Origin of the sequence: Aureimonas frigidaquae, from assembly GCF_001463905.1 — a bacterium.
Classification (GTDB): Bacteria; Pseudomonadota; Alphaproteobacteria; order Rhizobiales; family Rhizobiaceae; genus Aureimonas; species Aureimonas frigidaquae.
Genome location: NZ_BBWR01000006.1, coordinates 25,084 through 40,094, shown reverse-complemented (window position 1 = coordinate 40,094; position 15,011 = coordinate 25,084). Strand labels below are relative to the sequence as shown.

The following is a 15,011-nucleotide window of genomic DNA, read 5'->3' as shown; positions in this document are numbered from 1 at the left end:
CCTGCAAGGAAAGGTATGCGCTGCAGCGGCGATGGGGAAGCAGCCTAGGGGCTTGGACGCGAAGAATGGGAAAAATTCCCGGCCCTGTCCCCGGCCATTCAGCCAGGTTTACCGGAAGGCCTTGAAGGCCACGGTCGTGAAGGTATCGGCAACCCCCTCGACCGTCTGCAACCGTTCGGTCACGAAGTGGCCGGTATCGCGGTCCGGCTCCAGATAGAACTTGGCGATCAGGTCGAACTGGCCGGAGGTCGAATAGACTTCCGACAGTTCCTCCACCGTTTCCACCAGCGCTTCCGCCACGCGGTAGGCATGGCCCGGAGTACACTTGAACTGGACGAAAATGGCGCGCATGGCCTGGCCTTTCCTTGCATCCGCCGGAGCGGCAACGAGCCCTCAGTCGACGAAGGCACGCTCCACCACGTAGGTCGCCGGCTTGTTGTTGGCGCCCTCTTCCAGCCCGGCCGCTTCCAGGAGCGCGGCGGTTTCCTTGAGCATCGCCATGGAGCCGCAGATCATCGCCCGATCGACCGCCGGGTCGAGCGGCGGCAGGCCGAGCGTCGAGAACAGGCTGCCATTCTCGATCATGGTGGTGATACGCTCGCCGCGCGGCGTGCCTTCCCGCGTGGCGGCGCCGAGGTAACGCAGCTTCTGGCCCACGATCTCCGACAGGATCTCGTCGGAGGCGATGGCATCGACCAGGTCCCGGCCATATTGCAGCTCGGCGAGTTCCCGGGTCGTGTGCGTCAGGATCACCTCGTCGAACATCTCGTAGGTGTCCGGATCACGGATGATGCCGGCGAAGGGCGCGATGCCGGTTCCGGTGGAGAAGAGATAGAGCCGCTTGCCCGGCACCAGCGCATCGAGCACCAGCGTGCCGGTGGGCTTCTTGCGCATCAGCACCGTATCGCCCGGCTGGATCTTCTGCAGATGCTCGGTGAGCGGGCCACCGGGCACCTTGATGGAGAAGAATTCCAGCTCCTCGTCCCAGGCGGGGCTGGCGATGGAATAGGCCCGGAAGACGGGCTTCTCCGCATTGGGCAGCCCGATCATCGCGAATTCACCGGTGCGGAAGCGGAACGAGGCCGGCCGCGTCATGCGGAACTTGAAGAGGCTGTCCGTATAATGCTTTACCTCCGTCACCGTCTCGGCGAAGACGTTGGCGGGGATGGGGAAAGCGGGCGTCGCCTCGGCTTCCGGCTTCACGATGGCATTCATGGATCTCGGCCTCGATGTGCTTGCCGCCCAACAGGAGCGGACCCTTATGCGTTCTCTTCAGCGGAATATGGGGTTCATGCCGCAGATTTGGCGCGAATGCGAGGAAGATTTTTCTTAAACCTCGACCTTCCGCGCAAAGGCATCTTGCGTCCCGAAGACCCGGCGGTACCGGGCGATCTCCTCCGGCAGTCCCGTCGCTTTGGCCGGGTTGTCCGACAGTTTGACGGCTGGCCGGCCGTCCGCCTCGCGCACTTTGCAGACGAGCGAGATGGGTTTGAGCCCGTTGGTCGGCTCGGGCGCCACGCCACGGAAATCGTTGGTCAGATTGGTGCCCCAGCCGAAACTCATTCGCACCCGCCCATGGAAGTGGCGGTAGGTTTCCTCGATCGTGTCGATATCGAGCCCGTCGGAAAAGACGAGCAGCCGCTCGCGCGGGTCCACGCCGTGCTTCTTCCACCAGCGCATGATGGTCTCTCCCCCGTCGATGGGCGGGGCGGAGTCGGGCCGGAAGCCGGTCCAGTCCGCCAGCCAGGCCGGCGCGCCATCCAGAAAGGACTGCGTGCCGAACGTGTCCGGCAGGGCGACGAGGAGGTTGCCGTCGTACCAGTCCTGCCATTCGCGCATCATGCGATAAGGCGCTTCGCGCAGCGCATCGTCGTTCAGGGACAGGGCCGCGGCCACCATGGGAAGCTCATGGGCATTGGTGCCGATGGCCTCGAGGTCGGTTTCCATGGCCAAAAGCACGTTGCTGGAGCCGGAGAAACGGCCGCCGAGCTTTTCCTTCAGCGCCTCCACGCACCAGCGCTGCCACAGGAAGGAGTGCCGCCGCCGCGTCCCGAAATCCGAGATGCGGATATCGGGCAGTTGCGCCAGCCGCTCGACCTTCTCCCACATCTTGGTCTTGGCCCGGGCATACAGGACATCGAGTTCGAACCGCTTGAAACCACGCATCGCCGCGCGGGACCGCAATTCGTTGATGATGGCGAGCGCGGGAATCTCCCACATCATCGTATGGGTCCACGGCCCGTGGAACTGCAGCACATATTGCCCGTCCCGCCGTGTCAGATCGTAGGGCGGCAGCTCGAAATGGCTGAGCCATTCCAGGAAGTCGGGGCGGAAGATCTGGCGCTTGCCGTAGAAGCTGTTACCGGCCAGCCAGATCATCTCGCGCTTTGAAAAGCGGATCGTGCGCGCATGGTCGAGCTGCGCACGCAGCTCCGTCTCGTCGATCTCGTCGGCGATGCGCACGCTGGTCGTGCGGTTGATCAGCTCGAAGGTGACCTGCGTGTCGCGGTACCGGCCCCAGATGAGCTGGAGCATGAGCAGCTTGTAGAAATCCGTATCGAGAAGGCTCCGGATGATCGGATCCAGCTTGAACGTGTGGTTCCACACCCGCGTTGCGATATCGATCGCGACCATGAGTTCACCCCGCTGGCCGCAGCACGGCCTTTTCGAACCGCCATGGCCTTAGCCCATCACGCGCTGCAGGGCAAAGCCGTCAATGGACGAGCGATACGGTAAAGCGCAGGCAGATCAGCACCAGGAACACGCCGAAGGCCCGTTCCAGCCGCTTCTTGTCGAGCTTGTGCGCCAGCGCCGCGCCCATCGGCGCCGTGATCACGCTGGTGATCGAGAAGAGGACGAAGCCGACCAGCGAGACATAGCCGAGTGCAAGCGGCGGTTGCAGCGCCGCGACGGACGGGTACTGCGCCGCCACGTGCCAGCCGGCGATGATGTAGCCGATCGTCCCGGGGATGGAGATGATCACGCCGAGACCCGACGATGTGGCCACGGCCTGGTGGATCGGCCGGCTGTAGAAGGTCATGAAGAGCGACGAAAGCTGCCCGCCGCCAATGCCCATGAGCGAGGACAGGATGCCGATCACCCCGCCATAGGTGAGCATCAACGGGCGGCCCGGCATGTCCAGCCCGAGCCGCCAGCTGTCGCGGGCGAAGAGAAGCTTGATCGCGGAGAAGCCGGCGACCACGATGAAGACCGCCTTGAACAGATCGGCCGGGGCATAGCGCGCGATGACGCTGCCGGCCACGACCCCCAGCACCACCGGCACGGCCCAGACCTTCAGGATCGACATATCCACCGCGCCGCGGTGCCGATGCGCCTGGAAGGAACGGATCGACGTCGGAATGATAATGGCGAGCGAGGTGCCGATGCACAGGGGCATCCGCGCATCTTCCGGCACGCCGAGGATGCGGAACAGCTCATACAGGATCGGCACGGCCACCGCGCCGCCGCCCACGCCGAAGACACCGGCCAGAAGGCCCGTCACGGCGCCGCCTGCCAGAAGCGCGATGGCAAGCCAGATTGCCTCCCCCGTTGCGATGTCCAGCATGCCGTCCCCTCCCCAGTTGCACTCTACATACGGGCCGTCCGCACGGCGCCACAAGCCTTGTTTCAGCCCGTCAGCCCATCAGCCCGTCGAGCACCAGCTTGCACGACACCAGAAACAGCGCCACCTGGACGAACAGGTAGAAGCCGCGTTCCGGCAGGATCCGCACCAGCCACCAGCCGAGCACGGTGCCGATCAAGGCCGGCGGCAACAGCCAGAGGGAGAAAGCCGCATTGGCGGCGGTCAGCTCCCCCAGCGCCACATAGGGCACGAGCTTCATGGCGTTGACGACGGCGAAGACGATGGTGGTCGTGCCGGCGAAGACCGTCTTTTCCAGCCGTTGCGGCAGGACATAGACCTGGAAGGGCGGCGCGCCGGAATGCGATACGAAACTCGTAAATCCGGTGATCGCACCCCAGACGATGCCGCGTGGAACATCGGCCGGGCGCGGCGGCAGCACCCGTTTGCGCTTCAGGAACATGTCCAGCGTGAAGGCAAGGCCGATCAGGCCGATCAGCAGCGTGACCAGCCGGGGCGAAGCCAGGTGCGCCGTCGCCCAGCCGACGCCGATGCCCAGCGCCGCCGCGGGGATGAGGATGGCGAGGTTCCGTCTGGAATAGCGGTGGCGGTACAGATACACGCCGACCATGTCGCTCGCCACGTAGATGGGAGCGAGCAGCGCCGTGGCATGCAAGGGCGGCATGACCAGCGCCAGGATCGGCACGCCCAGCATGCCGATCATCGACAGGCCACCTTTGGACAGGCCGACGGCGAAGGCCGCCAGGCCGGCGGCCAGGATGAAGGCGGTGCTGATGTCGACTGGCATGGCGACTGTCCGGATTCGTCGGCCGCAAAGGCAGGCCGCCGGTCCGCTCTACAGGAAGTGCCCGACAAACTGAATGGCGTTCCGCCGGCCGTTCGACGGCAGGCTGCCGATCAGGCGGCGACCCGCGCCGACGCGCCGGCCCGGTCCCGCGTGCAGAGCTGCGACAGAGCGGGCCAGTTGTGGCGGCTGACAGCGGCCATGACGATGGGCTCCAGCCAACCCAGCCGCGCGAACTCCGCCAGGAGCGTTGTCGAGAGCGCGCGGAACGCGTCTTCGGAAATCATGAGGAAGGACTGGCGCAGCGCCGTCGCCTCTGCCACCGGCAAGGGCGCCTCGCACGGGGTGAGGATGCCGGCCTCCAGAAGGGCGCGGGCAAGCGTCACGGCCTCTTCGTCCCGGCGGGCGGCGATTTGCGCCCGGGCGATCACCGCACGTGTGTAGCGTGACGGCGCGCCGTCGGCCTCGAAGATCGGCTCGACACCGTGCTCGACGGCGCTGGACATGGTGACGACCCGGCCGCTGGCAAAATCGGCGCAGAGCTGCCAGCCGGAATTGGCGTCCTCGATCGCGGCGAGCGGATAGCGGTGGAGGCAGCCGGGGACGTAATGGTCCCGCCGCCAACCGCCGAGCGCATCGACGAAGCCGTTGCTGCCGCCCGGTAGGCCGAGCATGGCGATGGGCCTGGGGGCCGGTCCGGCGGTGAAGAGGATCGGGTAGCTGCGCATGGCCTGGCCGAACTCGTCCAGGCCGAGCGGCGCGTGAGTGAGCCCGGCCGCATAGCGCAGATTGGTGCTGCGGCGAACGCCCAGCGCGCCATGGCGGGCCGTGCTCAGAAGCCGCGGCTCGGCGAAGAAGGCGGGAACGGCCGCCAATGCGCTGGCAGTACCGAAATCGTTGCTGTGGATCATCGCGCCCTCCATCGAGAACCACCGACCCGCCGCCGGCAATCACACGGATATCATATACATGTCATACTATGTCAGATGCTCTTTTATGCGCGAAATCGTTCCGGTTTTCAAGCACCCACCTTCTCGCTCGCCGGACGATCCTGATACAGTCGGCTTGCCAGAAGCTTGCTCACCGGAAGATCGGGCTGTTCGGCATAGGCCTGCCGGATCAGATCGAGCGTCCGGGCCTCGATCTCGTCGGTCAGGCGCGCCAGGAAGGCGGGTTTGTCGAGGCCCGGCGCGATCGGGTCCAGGAACTCGGCCCGGATGGTGCCGGGCCGGCGGTAAAAGGCCTGCCGCGGCCAGAACAGGCCCGAATTGAGCGCCACGGGCACGACGGGAACCTCCAGCGCCTCATAGAGATAATGGATCCCGGGCCGGTAGTTCGGGTCTGCGCCCGGCGCGCTGCGCGTGCCTTCCGGAAAGATGACGATCTGCCGGCCCTCCCGCATGGCGGCCTGCGCCGCCGCCAGCATGCCCGCCAGCGCGCCGCCCCGCCGCGAGCGGTCCACGGGGATCATGCCCATGCGCCGGCAATAGGCACCGAACAAGGGGATGGCGATGAGTTCCTTCTTGAGGATGAAGGTGGGCCGGTCGAGCTCCGGCAGGAGGGCGAAGGTTTCCCAGAAGGACTGGTGCTTGGCCGCGATGATGGCGCCGCCCTTCGGCAGGCGCTCCCGTCCGCTGATCCGTGACCGGGTGCCGGCCACATGGTGCAGCAGCCACATGGAGGAGCGAGCCCAGTTCTTGACGATGCGCCAGCACCGCGCCTCGGACGCCAGGAAGAAGATCGGCGAGAAGACGATGAGTTGCCCGATGAGATTGGCGTAGAACAGGCATTGGAAAGCGAACGAGCGCAATGCGATCATGACAGGTCCCGGTGCGGCCAGCCGGGCGCCGCTGTGGCGCCCTTGCGTGCCAGACGGCTTCTAGCGCATTTTGCCGGCCGTGCGACAGACGCCATGCGTGCCAAGACTCAGCCCACGGATGGCGTCGACAGGCGCCGGCCGAGTGTTTCCACGATGTCGAAGCCGGTATGGATTCGCGCCCGGGCGGCCAGCACCTTCAGATATTCCTGGGCCAGCAACCGCAGGCCGAGCGGGGTCGGCAGCCCGTCCGGCCGCCACAATTTGCGAGGCGAGACGGGATAGGGCACCACGGCCGGCGCACCCTCCACATTGGCAAGCTCGGTCAGCGCGCGTGGAATATGGTAATCGCTGGTCACGAGCGCGATGCGCCGCATGTCGTGCTGGTGCGCCCAGGCGACGGTCATGCGGGCGTTGCCGATCGTATCGAGGGCGGCATAATCCAGATCGACGCAGCAGTCGAACAGGGCAGGATCGCCGCCGCTGACCCGCGCCAGCGCCGCCGGCGTCGTGCCCGGATTGACGCCGCTGATCAGCAGCCGCTGGATGCGCGTCTCCTTCAGAAGCCGCATCGCCTGGCTCAGGCGCAACTCGCCGCCCGTCAGGACGACGATCCCGTCCACATCCTCGATGGAAGCGGGGGCGCGCAGACCGGCGACATCATTGGCAAAGCGCAGGAAACCGCCCAGGAAATAGGCCGTCAGCGCCAGAAGCACCAGGACGACGATCGGCGCGGCGCGCCGTACGAAGCCGGTGCGCGTGCCCCGCCCTGCCCGCTTCTGTCCTGCACTCATGGGCCTGCTCGCAAACAACCTTTCAGCCTTCTCTATGGCCGGGGAACACTGCCCCAGGCTTGTGGCCCCCGACCATGATCATGCGTCGAGGGGCGACAATATGTCCATGTCGCGCAATTGCGATGTGACCGTGAAGCGCGAGGTGAGCGCCGTCAGAGCGGCCGCACCGCCGGCCAGGAGCACGATGGCCCCATAGCCCCCCGCACCCAGGGTGAAGGTTCCGAACAGCGCCCGCAACTGATCGGCATCCGCGGCGGCCGAGCCGGGGCTCGCATACCACCTTGCCACCGCGAAGATGACGAGCGCCAATCCGCCGCCGGCAAGCCCGCCGATCAGGCCGAGCCTCAAAAAGTGGCGTTCGAACTGGCCGGCGATAAAGCGCCGGTCGGCGCCGACGAAGTGCAGCACCTCGATGATGTGGCGGTTGCCGGCCATGGCGCCGCGGGTGGCGAAGACGACCGTCAGGATGGATGCCGTCACCACCAGCGCCAGGATGGCGAGGCCGCCGATCACCGTGGCATCGGCCATCACCACCAGCCGGGATGCCCAGGCCCGGTGATCGTCCAGCGTCGCCTGCGGCACGGCACGCTCCACGGCCTCGCGCAGGGCGGCGAAATCGGGTGGCGCGTCCGGGTCGATCTCGAGCGCGATCATGCGGGGCATGGGCAGGGCCGCCACATCGACATTGCCGAGCCATGGCTCCAGCATGGCGGCAGCCTCCTGCTCGCCGACGGGCACCGCCGCGACGACCCCCGTCGTGGACAGGGCCAGGAGCTGCAACTCCCCGATCACTGCCTGCATGTCCAGCCCGGGCTCGGGCGTGATCTGGATCGTCGCTTCCCGCGCAATATCCTGCCGCCAGCCATGGGCCGTATCGGCCACCATCAGGACACCGCCCAGCGTCAGGCTGGCCAGAAAGGTCATGATGCCGATGACGGCCATCAGGGCGCGGCTCGTCACGTTGCCGGCCGGCACGATGGGGGCGGGCCCGCCACGCTGCCAGAGCCGGGCCGGCAGGCGCGCAAGCTCTGCGCGCAGCTGCGGCAGAAGGGCCGTCAGGTGTTGCAGCCGTTCAGTCATAGATGGCCATCCGTCCATCGGCCAGGACCATGCGGCGCGCCGGCATCTGCTCCATCAGCGTCATGTCGTGGGTCGCGATGACGATGGATGTCCCGAGCTTGTGCATTTCCTGGAACAGGCGCAGCAGGCGGCGCGCCAGGGACGGATCGACATTGCCCGTCGGCTCGTCGGCAAGGAGGATGTCCGGCTGGTCGATCAGCGCCCTGGCAATGGCGGCGCGCTGCTTCTCGCCGCCGGATAGGACGAGCGGCGGCGCGTCCATCCGGTCGCCCAGCCCGACCCAGCGCAAAAGATCGACGACATCCTGCCGGTAGCTCGCCTCGTCGCGGCCGCGAACGCGCAGCGGCAAGGCCACGTTCTCATAGGTGGTCAGGTGGTCGAGCAGGCGAAAATCCTGGAAGACGATGCCGATGCGGCGCCGTATGGCCGGCAATTCGTCGCGCGACAGGGTCGCCGCATCGCGGTCCATGATGGTGACCATGCCGCGCGTCGGCCGCAGCGCCAGGAACAGCATGCGCAGGAGGCTCGTCTTGCCCGCGCCCGACGGGCCGCACAGGAACTGGAACGAGCGCGGTTCGATCCGGAAGCTGAGATCACGAAGGACCTCTGGCCCCATGTCGTAACGCAAGCCGACATTTTCGAACCGGATCAAGCCTGATCTCCCCCGTCCCGGCCGGCGGCGACGGCACGGTCTGTTTCAGTGCGGCCATTCTCGCGCGCAATTCCTTTACGTTTCTTTAACCACGCTGCGTCAACCTTTTGGCAAGGTTTGTCACCACGCCAGGGGGAGGTGTCGCATGGCCTCTGCACAGGAACGTCTGTCCCGCCCGCATGTCAGCGCACGGGTGATCGACGCGCAGAGCTGGATCGTGCGGGACGGCGCTTCCGCCACGCTGCGACACGGGCCCGCGCCACGCGCGACGACCGGCGGATGGGTCCGCCAACTCGCCCACAGGCTCGTTCAGGCGCTCCATGCCGCCGAGCGGCAAGGCCGCGGCCGCGCCTGAATCCGGGCGGCCTCGCGCGCAACGCCGCGGGCACCGCCGTTGCATTGCGCTGGCATTCGCGCATCTCGCACTGTAGTCAGACGGGTGACGACTCCATGACACGAGCGAATGATGATCGAAGTCCGCGGCAAGCACATCGAGACCCTGTACTCGGAGGATGAGATCGCGGCCGCTGTCGAGCGGATCGCGCGCGCGGTGGCCGTCACCGCCGAGCCCTCGCTTCTCGTCGTCTCCGTCCTGAAAGGCAGCTTCGTGTTCGCTGCCGATCTGATCCGGGCCCTGCATCGTGCGGGCGTCGCACCGGAGGTCGAGTTCATCACCCTGTCCAGCTATGGCGCCGGAACCGTCGGCGGAGAGGTGCGGATCCTGCGCGATATCGACAGCAATGTCGCGGACCGGCAGGTGCTCCTGGTGGACGACATCCTGGAATCGGGCCGCACCCTCAAATATGCGCGCGATCTGATGCTCGAGCGCGGCGCGCGCCGGGCGGAGATCGCCGTCCTTCTGGACAAGCGCATGCGCCGCAAGGCCGAGATCGAGGCGGATCATGTCGGATTCGACTGTCCCGATCACTTCGTCGTCGGCTATGGCATGGACGTCGCCCACGCCTTCCGTGAATTGCCCTTCGTGGGCAGGGTCCTTGCGTAGCGTAAACTGATGCGTTTTTCTTTCGCTGTCGCCTTTATCCTCCTTGCCGGGCTCTGTGTCCCGGCCGCCGCCGGCGAGCGGGTCTGCCGCTCCCCGCAACCCGTCGAAACCATTGCCGCCGTCTTCGACGCCATCCGCGCCTGCTGGCAGCCGCCCGCCGGGGATCGGGACCACGATGCCACGGTCAATTTTTCGCTCCGGCTCAACGGAACGATCATCGGCACGCCCCGGCTCGTTCACCGCGACCCCACGGACCGCTCGCCCGAGGCGCTGGCCTTCGACCGGTCGATCCTCGAGGCGATGGAGCGTGCCGCACCGCTGCCCCTCTCCGATAGTCTCGGGGGTGCGATCGCCGGCCGACTATTCGCCTATCGGCTTACGGACTGACGGCAAACTCCCGTTTTTGTCGGCGATGGTTGTATTTGAGCAACGGCTGAAAGTTCTGCGAAAGATTTTTCCGGCAAAGTGAATGGAACGGACCACCCGGTCCGCGCGTCTATTCAAGGCGATGAACATCCATGCCGAACAAGGGGATGGGTCAACACCAGCCGGAGCAGCCATGGCAAGGGTCCTGATCGCGGAAGACGAAGCCGGCATTCGCCTGTTGGTCGCGCGCGCCCTGCGTATGGAAGGCCACGATGTCGTCGCGGTCGAGGACGGGGAAGAAGCGCTGGAGGTGATCGCCGCAGAGGACGGTGCCTTCGATGCCATCCTGTCCGATATTCGCATGCCGGCGCTCACCGGCATCGAACTCGCCCATGCGGTCAAGGCGGTCTATCCCGATCTGCCGATCCTTTTGATGACCGGTTACGCAGAACAGAAGGAAGCCGCCGAGTCGCTCGTGCGGCTGATCCACGGCGTCGTCGAGAAGCCCTTCACCCTTGCCGATATCCGCCGCGCCATCGGCGATGTCCTGGCCTCGTACCCGCCGCGCGTAATTGCGGACGGTCTGCGCCAGGCCGGTTGATCCGCCACGCGGGTCAGCGCGTGGGCAGAAGCCTTTCCAGATATTCCCGCTCCAGTTCCGGCGACAGACGGTTGCCCAGCCTGTTGCGGATCTCGTCCAGGATGCGCCGCGCGCGCTGGATGTCGATTTCTTCCGGAATGCCGATATCGTTGCCGAAATCCGGCCCTTGCGTCTGGCGCGGGCGGCCGAGCGGGTCCTGGCCGTCATCGCGCCCCTGACGCGCCATGCCCTGGCCCATGCCCTGGCCGGGCTGTCCCGGCTGCCCCGGCTGATTGCCCTGGCCCGGCTGGCCCTGCATGGCTTCCTGCATCTGGCGCATCATGTCCTGCGCGCCCTCGCGCAGGGCTTGCAAGGCCTCTCCCTGCCGGTCCACCGCCTCGCCATCGCTGCCGCGACCGAGGGCACCCTCGGCCTCACCCATCGCCTCTCCGGCACGGCCCATGCCTTCGCCCGGCTCGAGCCCCTGCTCGCGCATGGCCTCGGCCAGGGCCTGCAGGCGCTCCTGCAACGCTCCTTGCTGGCGCTGGAGCTCCTCGAGCCGTTCGCGCAACTCGCTGGCGGAGGGGGGCTCGCCGCCTTCACCCGTCTGCGGCATCTGCGGCATGCCCTCCATGCCCTCTTCCATCTGCCGGCGCATCTGCTGCCGGCCGAGATCGAAGGTCTCGTCCATGAGCTGCTGCTGGCGCTGGAGAAGTTCGCCCATCTCGTTCATCTGCTGCTGCATCGGGCTGTCGCCCGGCTGCTGGCCCTGGCCCGGCTGGGCCATCTGCAGATTGTTCATCATGTCCTGCAATTCCGACAGGAGCTGCTGGGCGGCATCGCGTGAGCCGGACCGGGCCAGATCCTCGATCCGGTCCATCATGCGCTGCAGGTCCCGGGGGCTGATCTCCTGCGCATTTCCCAGATCGCTGAGGTTTTGGGGCGGCTGGCCCTCCATCGCCTCCGCCATGGCCTGCATGAAGGCATTCATGGCATCGCGCAGTTCCTGCATCAGGGCGGCGATCTCTTCGTCGGAGGCGCCATCGCGCAGCGCGTCCGACAGGCGCTCCTGCGCATCGCGCAGCCGGCGCTCGGCAAAGGACAGATCGCCATCCTCTATGCCAAGGGCGATCTCCCACAGGAAGTCCACCGCCGAGCGCAGATCATCGTCGTTGCGCGCGGTGGCGATGCGCTCGCGCACGGCGCGCAGCGCCAGATAATCCCCCACCCGCGGAATGAAGCTGTCCCCATGCAGGGTCACGGCGTCGAGAAGCTCCACGACGCGCCGCGCCGCATGGGCGTCGAGCGCCAGGATCCGCCGCTGTTCCACCACGGCCAGCGCCAGCGGGTTGGAGAAGGGGCGCTGCGGCAGGATCATTTCCTGCGGGGCGGAATGGCCCACCTGGCCGGCATCGTCCCGTGCCGTCAGCGTCACATGCACCGGCGTACCGGCATAGGGGCTGTCGGCCAGGTTGATGGTCGTGCGGCCCTTGGCGATCCCCTTGGTCCGGCGCGGCATGGCAAGGTTGATCTCTGGCGCCTCGATCAGCGGGCGGGCGCCCTGCGCAGGCTCCCTGGGCAGGATCAAAGCGCGGCCCTGCGGCGCGCCGTAATCGTCCTCCACCGTGAAGCCGATGTCCATCGCGCCGTTGCGGGCAAGGCGCGGCTCCCCGTCGAAGGCGATGACGGGCGGATGGTCCGGCGTGACCGCGAAGGACCAGTCGCCGAGGGTGCGCAGGCGCGTTTCAAGCCGCGCCGTCCCCGAACGGGTCAGCTCCAGATCGAACTCGGCCGGCGCATCGGCTGCTGCCGGGGGAACGCTGCCATCGGCCGCCGCCTCCGCGCCCGCCGGCGGCACGAGCTCCGCCGCATCCTGTCCGGCAGAGAAGCTGAAATGCACGCCCGCCCCGTCCGAGACACGGACCGACAGGACGCTGCCGGCCGGAACCTCGACCTCTCCGGCCTCGTCAGGGGTCAGGAACAGCGGCGCGCGGCCCGTATAGCCCGGCGGCGTTACCCAGGCATCGATGCGCGCAGCCGCCAGGAGAGTTCCCGGTACCGGGGCGAGCGCATCTGCGATGCGGCCCCCGGACGGCCCGTAGGAATAGGCAAAGGCGGTGACGACGCCGAGTGCCATGAGCGCACGCAGGCCGTAGGGGTCGATCCGCTCCGTGCGCGTGTTCGGCGCGCCGCCGGTCAGCCCAGTCAGGCGCTCGGCCATGCGCCGCTGGTGGATGCGCCACAGCGCCTGGGCGACGGGGTCCGACCCGACGGCCGAGTCTTCCTGCGCGCGCAGGGGTTGATGTGAAAGCCGGCTCGCCGCCTCGACCCTTTGGGTGACGTCGGAGCGCGACGGCAGGCGCAGGCCCCGGTGCACCCAGACGAGGCCGAGGGCGGCCAGGACCAGGAGGCCGAGAGCCCCGATGCGCAGCCACGGCGCCATCAGCGCGAAGATGCCGCCCCAGGCCAGGATGAGAAACAATGCGAGGACGCACGACAAGCCGAGGATGAGCGGCCAAAAACGCTCGACCGCCAGGGCGAAGCCGGCGGCGATCCGGGCGGATCGATGCCCTCCCGTGAAGCGGGACGTGCCGGGCGCCTGTGATCGGTCGTGGACGTCCATGCCGCTCGCTTCTGCCGTTGAAAACCGCGGCGATCTGCCGAGGCAGCATACCGGTGCTCAGAAGCTTAACAGTTTTTGCGGCAAAGGCGAGGCGGGCGGGCGGCGCTGCGACGGCGCCCGCTTCACGATTTCGCGTCGCGGCCCGGCTAGAGCCAGGGCGGAATCCGGTCGAGGCCGATCAACTCGTCGATCGTCTGTCGCGGCCGGACCGGGAAGAACTGATCATCTTTGACCAGCACCTCGGCGATGAGCGGCCGGGAATTGTAGGTGCCGGACTGGACCGCCCCATAGGCGCCGGCCGTCGCCACATAGACGAGATCGCCTGCGGCCAGCGGCGGCGAGGCCCTGTCCCGCGCGAAATAGTCGCCGCTTTCGCAGACCGGTCCGACGAAGTCGACGACGGTGTCCTGCGCCGCGACGGCGGGGGCGATGACGGGGGCGACATCGTGCCAGGCTTCGTAGAGGGTCGGCCGGATGAGATCGTTCATCGCGGCATCCAGGACCACGAAGGTGCGGCCATTCTCGTTCTTCACATGAATGACGCGGGCAACGAGAATGCCCGAATTGGCGGCAATCAGCCGGCCCGGCTCGAAGATGACCCGAGCGTCCAGCGCGCGCACATGCCGCTTGACGATCTCGGCATATTCGGCGGGCACCGGGGGCGGCTCGTTGTCGCGGCGGTAGGGCACGCCGAGCCCTCCCCCCACATCGACATGGCGGATATCGTGGCCGCGCGTGCGCAGGCGCCGGACGAGGTCGGCCATGCGCCCGAAGGCCAGATCGAAGGGCTCCAGATCGGTGATCTGGCTGCCGATATGCATGTCGATGCCCGACACGAGAATGCCCGGCAGGCTCGCCGCCAGGTCGTAAATCGCCTCGGCGCGGTCGAAGGCGATGCCGAACTTGTCGGCCTTCTTACCGGTCGAGATCTTGGCATGGGTGCGCGCATCGACATCGGGATTGATGCGGAAGGAAATATGCGCCACACGGCCCAGTGCCTGCGCCCGCCGGGAAATGGCGTAGAGTTCGGGCTCCGATTCCACGTTGAAGCAGAAGATGCCCGCTTCCAGCCCGGCGTCGATCTCTGCGTCCGTCTTGCCGACGCCGGAAAACATGATCTTTTCCGCCGGGATGCCGGCGTCCAGGGCGCGGCGCAGCTCGCCGCCGGAGACGACGTCCGCCCCCGCGCCCAGCCGGGCGAGGGTTTTGAGCACGGCCTGGTTCGAATTGGCCTTCATGGCGTAGCAGACGACGGCGTCGATATCGCTGAACGCCTCGGCGAAGACCCGGTAATGGCGTGTGAGCGTGGCCGTCGAGTAGCAGTAGAAGGGCGTGCCGATGCGATCCGCGATGTCGCGGATATCGACGTCCTCGGCGTGCAGGACGCCGTCCTTGTAGTCGAAATGGTTCATGTGCGTTCGATCAGTTCAGGAGCCCGTCCAGGATGAAGGGGCGCTTTTCGGCATTGGGGTTGCGCGTCACTTCCTGCGGCACGACGGAGACATCGCTGGACCGGTTGGTGATTTCCGGTCCGCGCGCCAGGCCGCCTGCGTCGGGCCGCACCACATAGGGCGGCGCGGGCTGGCCTTCGGCCGACGGGGGGACGGGCAGGCTTTTGCGCCCGCATCCCGCAAGCCCCACCAGCAGCGCCAGGCTGAGAACCGTTATCATCCGCATCGATACACTCCCCTTGCGCATCGCAATTCGACCGG

The 15,011-nt window shown here is 67.0% G+C and carries 17 protein-coding genes; 4 read left to right on the top strand and 13 right to left on the bottom strand.

The features are described 5' to 3' along the window. Positions 1-108: 108 nt before the first annotated feature. From AUL30_RS06665 to ftsE, 10 genes are all read right to left on the bottom strand, one after another. On the bottom strand, positions 109-351 hold the full coding sequence (locus AUL30_RS06665; RefSeq protein ID WP_062227099.1) for an Lrp/AsnC ligand binding domain-containing protein: 243 nt from the start codon (positions 349-351) through the stop codon (positions 109-111). A 42-nt stretch (positions 352-393) separates the two neighbouring features. Then, positions 394-1,215 carry a ferredoxin--NADP reductase gene (locus AUL30_RS06660; protein ID WP_062227098.1) on the bottom strand — a complete coding sequence of 274 codons (822 nt, stop codon included), beginning with the start codon at positions 1,213-1,215 and terminating at the stop codon, positions 394-396. Positions 1,216-1,329: 114 nt separating this feature from the next. Continuing rightward, positions 1,330-2,634, bottom strand: a complete 1,305-nt coding sequence (pncB, locus tag AUL30_RS06655; RefSeq protein ID WP_062227097.1) for a nicotinate phosphoribosyltransferase — start codon at positions 2,632-2,634, stop codon at positions 1,330-1,332. Between the two features lie 79 nt (positions 2,635-2,713). Then, complete coding sequence (locus AUL30_RS06650; RefSeq protein WP_062227096.1) at positions 2,714-3,565, bottom strand: sulfite exporter TauE/SafE family protein; 852 nt, start codon at positions 3,563-3,565, stop codon at positions 2,714-2,716. Between the two features lie 70 nt (positions 3,566-3,635). Then, positions 3,636-4,388 carry a sulfite exporter TauE/SafE family protein gene (locus AUL30_RS06645; protein WP_062227095.1) on the bottom strand — a complete coding sequence of 251 codons (753 nt, stop codon included), beginning with the start codon at positions 4,386-4,388 and terminating at the stop codon, positions 3,636-3,638. 110 nt (positions 4,389-4,498) lie between these two features. After that, on the bottom strand, positions 4,499-5,296 hold the full coding sequence (locus tag AUL30_RS06640; protein ID WP_062227094.1) for a SapC family protein: 798 nt from the start codon (positions 5,294-5,296) through the stop codon (positions 4,499-4,501). Between the two features lie 107 nt (positions 5,297-5,403). Next, positions 5,404-6,204, bottom strand: coding sequence for a lysophospholipid acyltransferase family protein (locus AUL30_RS06635; RefSeq protein WP_062227093.1), 801 nt, complete (start codon positions 6,202-6,204; stop codon positions 5,404-5,406). Positions 6,205-6,311: 107 nt separating this feature from the next. Continuing rightward, positions 6,312-6,995 (bottom strand): YdcF family protein, encoded by a 684-nt coding sequence (locus AUL30_RS06630; RefSeq protein ID WP_062227092.1) that lies wholly within the window; start codon positions 6,993-6,995, stop codon positions 6,312-6,314. 78 nt (positions 6,996-7,073) lie between these two features. Further along, complete coding sequence (locus tag AUL30_RS06625; protein WP_083507721.1) at positions 7,074-8,075, bottom strand: cell division protein FtsX; 1,002 nt, start codon at positions 8,073-8,075, stop codon at positions 7,074-7,076. After that, complete coding sequence (gene ftsE, locus AUL30_RS06620) at positions 8,068-8,727, bottom strand: cell division ATP-binding protein FtsE (RefSeq protein ID WP_062227091.1); 660 nt, start codon at positions 8,725-8,727, stop codon at positions 8,068-8,070. Before ftsE ends, AUL30_RS06625 begins: the two co-directional genes overlap by 8 nt. Positions 8,728-8,872: 145 nt before the next feature. Between ftsE and AUL30_RS06615 the strand changes: the two genes are divergently transcribed. The 4 genes from AUL30_RS06615 to AUL30_RS06600 all read left to right on the top strand — a co-directional run bounded on the left by AUL30_RS06615 (position 8,873) and on the right by AUL30_RS06600 (position 10,697). After that, complete coding sequence (locus tag AUL30_RS06615) at positions 8,873-9,082, top strand: hypothetical protein (protein ID WP_062227090.1); 210 nt, start codon at positions 8,873-8,875, stop codon at positions 9,080-9,082. 111 nt (positions 9,083-9,193) lie between these two features. After that, positions 9,194-9,730 carry a hypoxanthine phosphoribosyltransferase gene (gene hpt / locus AUL30_RS06610; protein WP_062227199.1) on the top strand — a complete coding sequence of 179 codons (537 nt, stop codon included), beginning with the start codon at positions 9,194-9,196 and terminating at the stop codon, positions 9,728-9,730. A gap of 9 nt (positions 9,731-9,739) precedes the next feature. Beyond that, positions 9,740-10,117 (top strand): energy transducer TonB, encoded by a 378-nt coding sequence (locus AUL30_RS06605; protein ID WP_062227089.1) that lies wholly within the window; start codon positions 9,740-9,742, stop codon positions 10,115-10,117. Positions 10,118-10,289: 172 nt separating this feature from the next. Continuing rightward, positions 10,290-10,697 carry a response regulator gene (locus AUL30_RS06600; protein ID WP_062227088.1) on the top strand — a complete coding sequence of 136 codons (408 nt, stop codon included), beginning with the start codon at positions 10,290-10,292 and terminating at the stop codon, positions 10,695-10,697. 13 nt (positions 10,698-10,710) lie between these two features. Here AUL30_RS06600 and AUL30_RS06595 read toward each other — a convergent pair whose 3' ends face one another. The 3 genes from AUL30_RS06595 to AUL30_RS06585 all read right to left on the bottom strand — a co-directional run bounded on the left by AUL30_RS06595 (position 10,711) and on the right by AUL30_RS06585 (position 14,976). After that, positions 10,711-13,299 (bottom strand): TIGR02302 family protein, encoded by a 2,589-nt coding sequence (locus tag AUL30_RS06595; protein WP_062227087.1) that lies wholly within the window; start codon positions 13,297-13,299, stop codon positions 10,711-10,713. 146 nt (positions 13,300-13,445) lie between these two features. Further along, positions 13,446-14,711 carry a diaminopimelate decarboxylase gene (lysA, locus tag AUL30_RS06590; protein ID WP_062227086.1) on the bottom strand — a complete coding sequence of 422 codons (1,266 nt, stop codon included), beginning with the start codon at positions 14,709-14,711 and terminating at the stop codon, positions 13,446-13,448. A gap of 10 nt (positions 14,712-14,721) precedes the next feature. Next, positions 14,722-14,976, bottom strand: coding sequence for a hypothetical protein (locus tag AUL30_RS06585; RefSeq protein WP_157069959.1), 255 nt, complete (start codon positions 14,974-14,976; stop codon positions 14,722-14,724). Between the last annotated feature and the right edge of the window lie 35 nt (positions 14,977-15,011).

Coding starts and splice junctions, on each gene's coding strand:
- AUL30_RS06665 (WP_062227099.1), bottom strand. CDS start 351: ATGCGCGCCATTTTCGTCCAGTTCAAGTGTACTCCGGGCCATGCCTAC.
- AUL30_RS06660 (WP_062227098.1), bottom strand. CDS start 1,215: ATGAATGCCATCGTGAAGCCGGAAGCCGAGGCGACGCCCGCTTTCCCC.
- pncB (WP_062227097.1), bottom strand. CDS start 2,634: ATGGTCGCGATCGATATCGCAACGCGGGTGTGGAACCACACGTTCAAG.
- AUL30_RS06650 (WP_062227096.1), bottom strand. CDS start 3,565: ATGCTGGACATCGCAACGGGGGAGGCAATCTGGCTTGCCATCGCGCTT.
- AUL30_RS06645 (WP_062227095.1), bottom strand. CDS start 4,388: ATGCCAGTCGACATCAGCACCGCCTTCATCCTGGCCGCCGGCCTGGCG.
- AUL30_RS06640 (WP_062227094.1), bottom strand. CDS start 5,296: ATGATCCACAGCAACGATTTCGGTACTGCCAGCGCATTGGCGGCCGTT.
- AUL30_RS06635 (WP_062227093.1), bottom strand. CDS start 6,204: ATGATCGCATTGCGCTCGTTCGCTTTCCAATGCCTGTTCTACGCCAAT.
- AUL30_RS06630 (WP_062227092.1), bottom strand. CDS start 6,995: ATGAGTGCAGGACAGAAGCGGGCAGGGCGGGGCACGCGCACCGGCTTC.
- AUL30_RS06625 (WP_083507721.1), bottom strand. CDS start 8,075: ATGACTGAACGGCTGCAACACCTGACGGCCCTTCTGCCGCAGCTGCGC.
- AUL30_RS06615 (WP_062227090.1), top strand. CDS start 8,873: ATGGCCTCTGCACAGGAACGTCTGTCCCGCCCGCATGTCAGCGCACGG.
- hpt (WP_062227199.1), top strand. CDS start 9,194: ATGATCGAAGTCCGCGGCAAGCACATCGAGACCCTGTACTCGGAGGAT.
- AUL30_RS06605 (WP_062227089.1), top strand. CDS start 9,740: ATGCGTTTTTCTTTCGCTGTCGCCTTTATCCTCCTTGCCGGGCTCTGT.
- AUL30_RS06600 (WP_062227088.1), top strand. CDS start 10,290: ATGGCAAGGGTCCTGATCGCGGAAGACGAAGCCGGCATTCGCCTGTTG.
- AUL30_RS06595 (WP_062227087.1), bottom strand. CDS start 13,299: ATGGACGTCCACGACCGATCACAGGCGCCCGGCACGTCCCGCTTCACG.
- lysA (WP_062227086.1), bottom strand. CDS start 14,711: ATGAACCATTTCGACTACAAGGACGGCGTCCTGCACGCCGAGGACGTC.
- AUL30_RS06585 (WP_157069959.1), bottom strand. CDS start 14,976: ATGCGGATGATAACGGTTCTCAGCCTGGCGCTGCTGGTGGGGCTTGCG.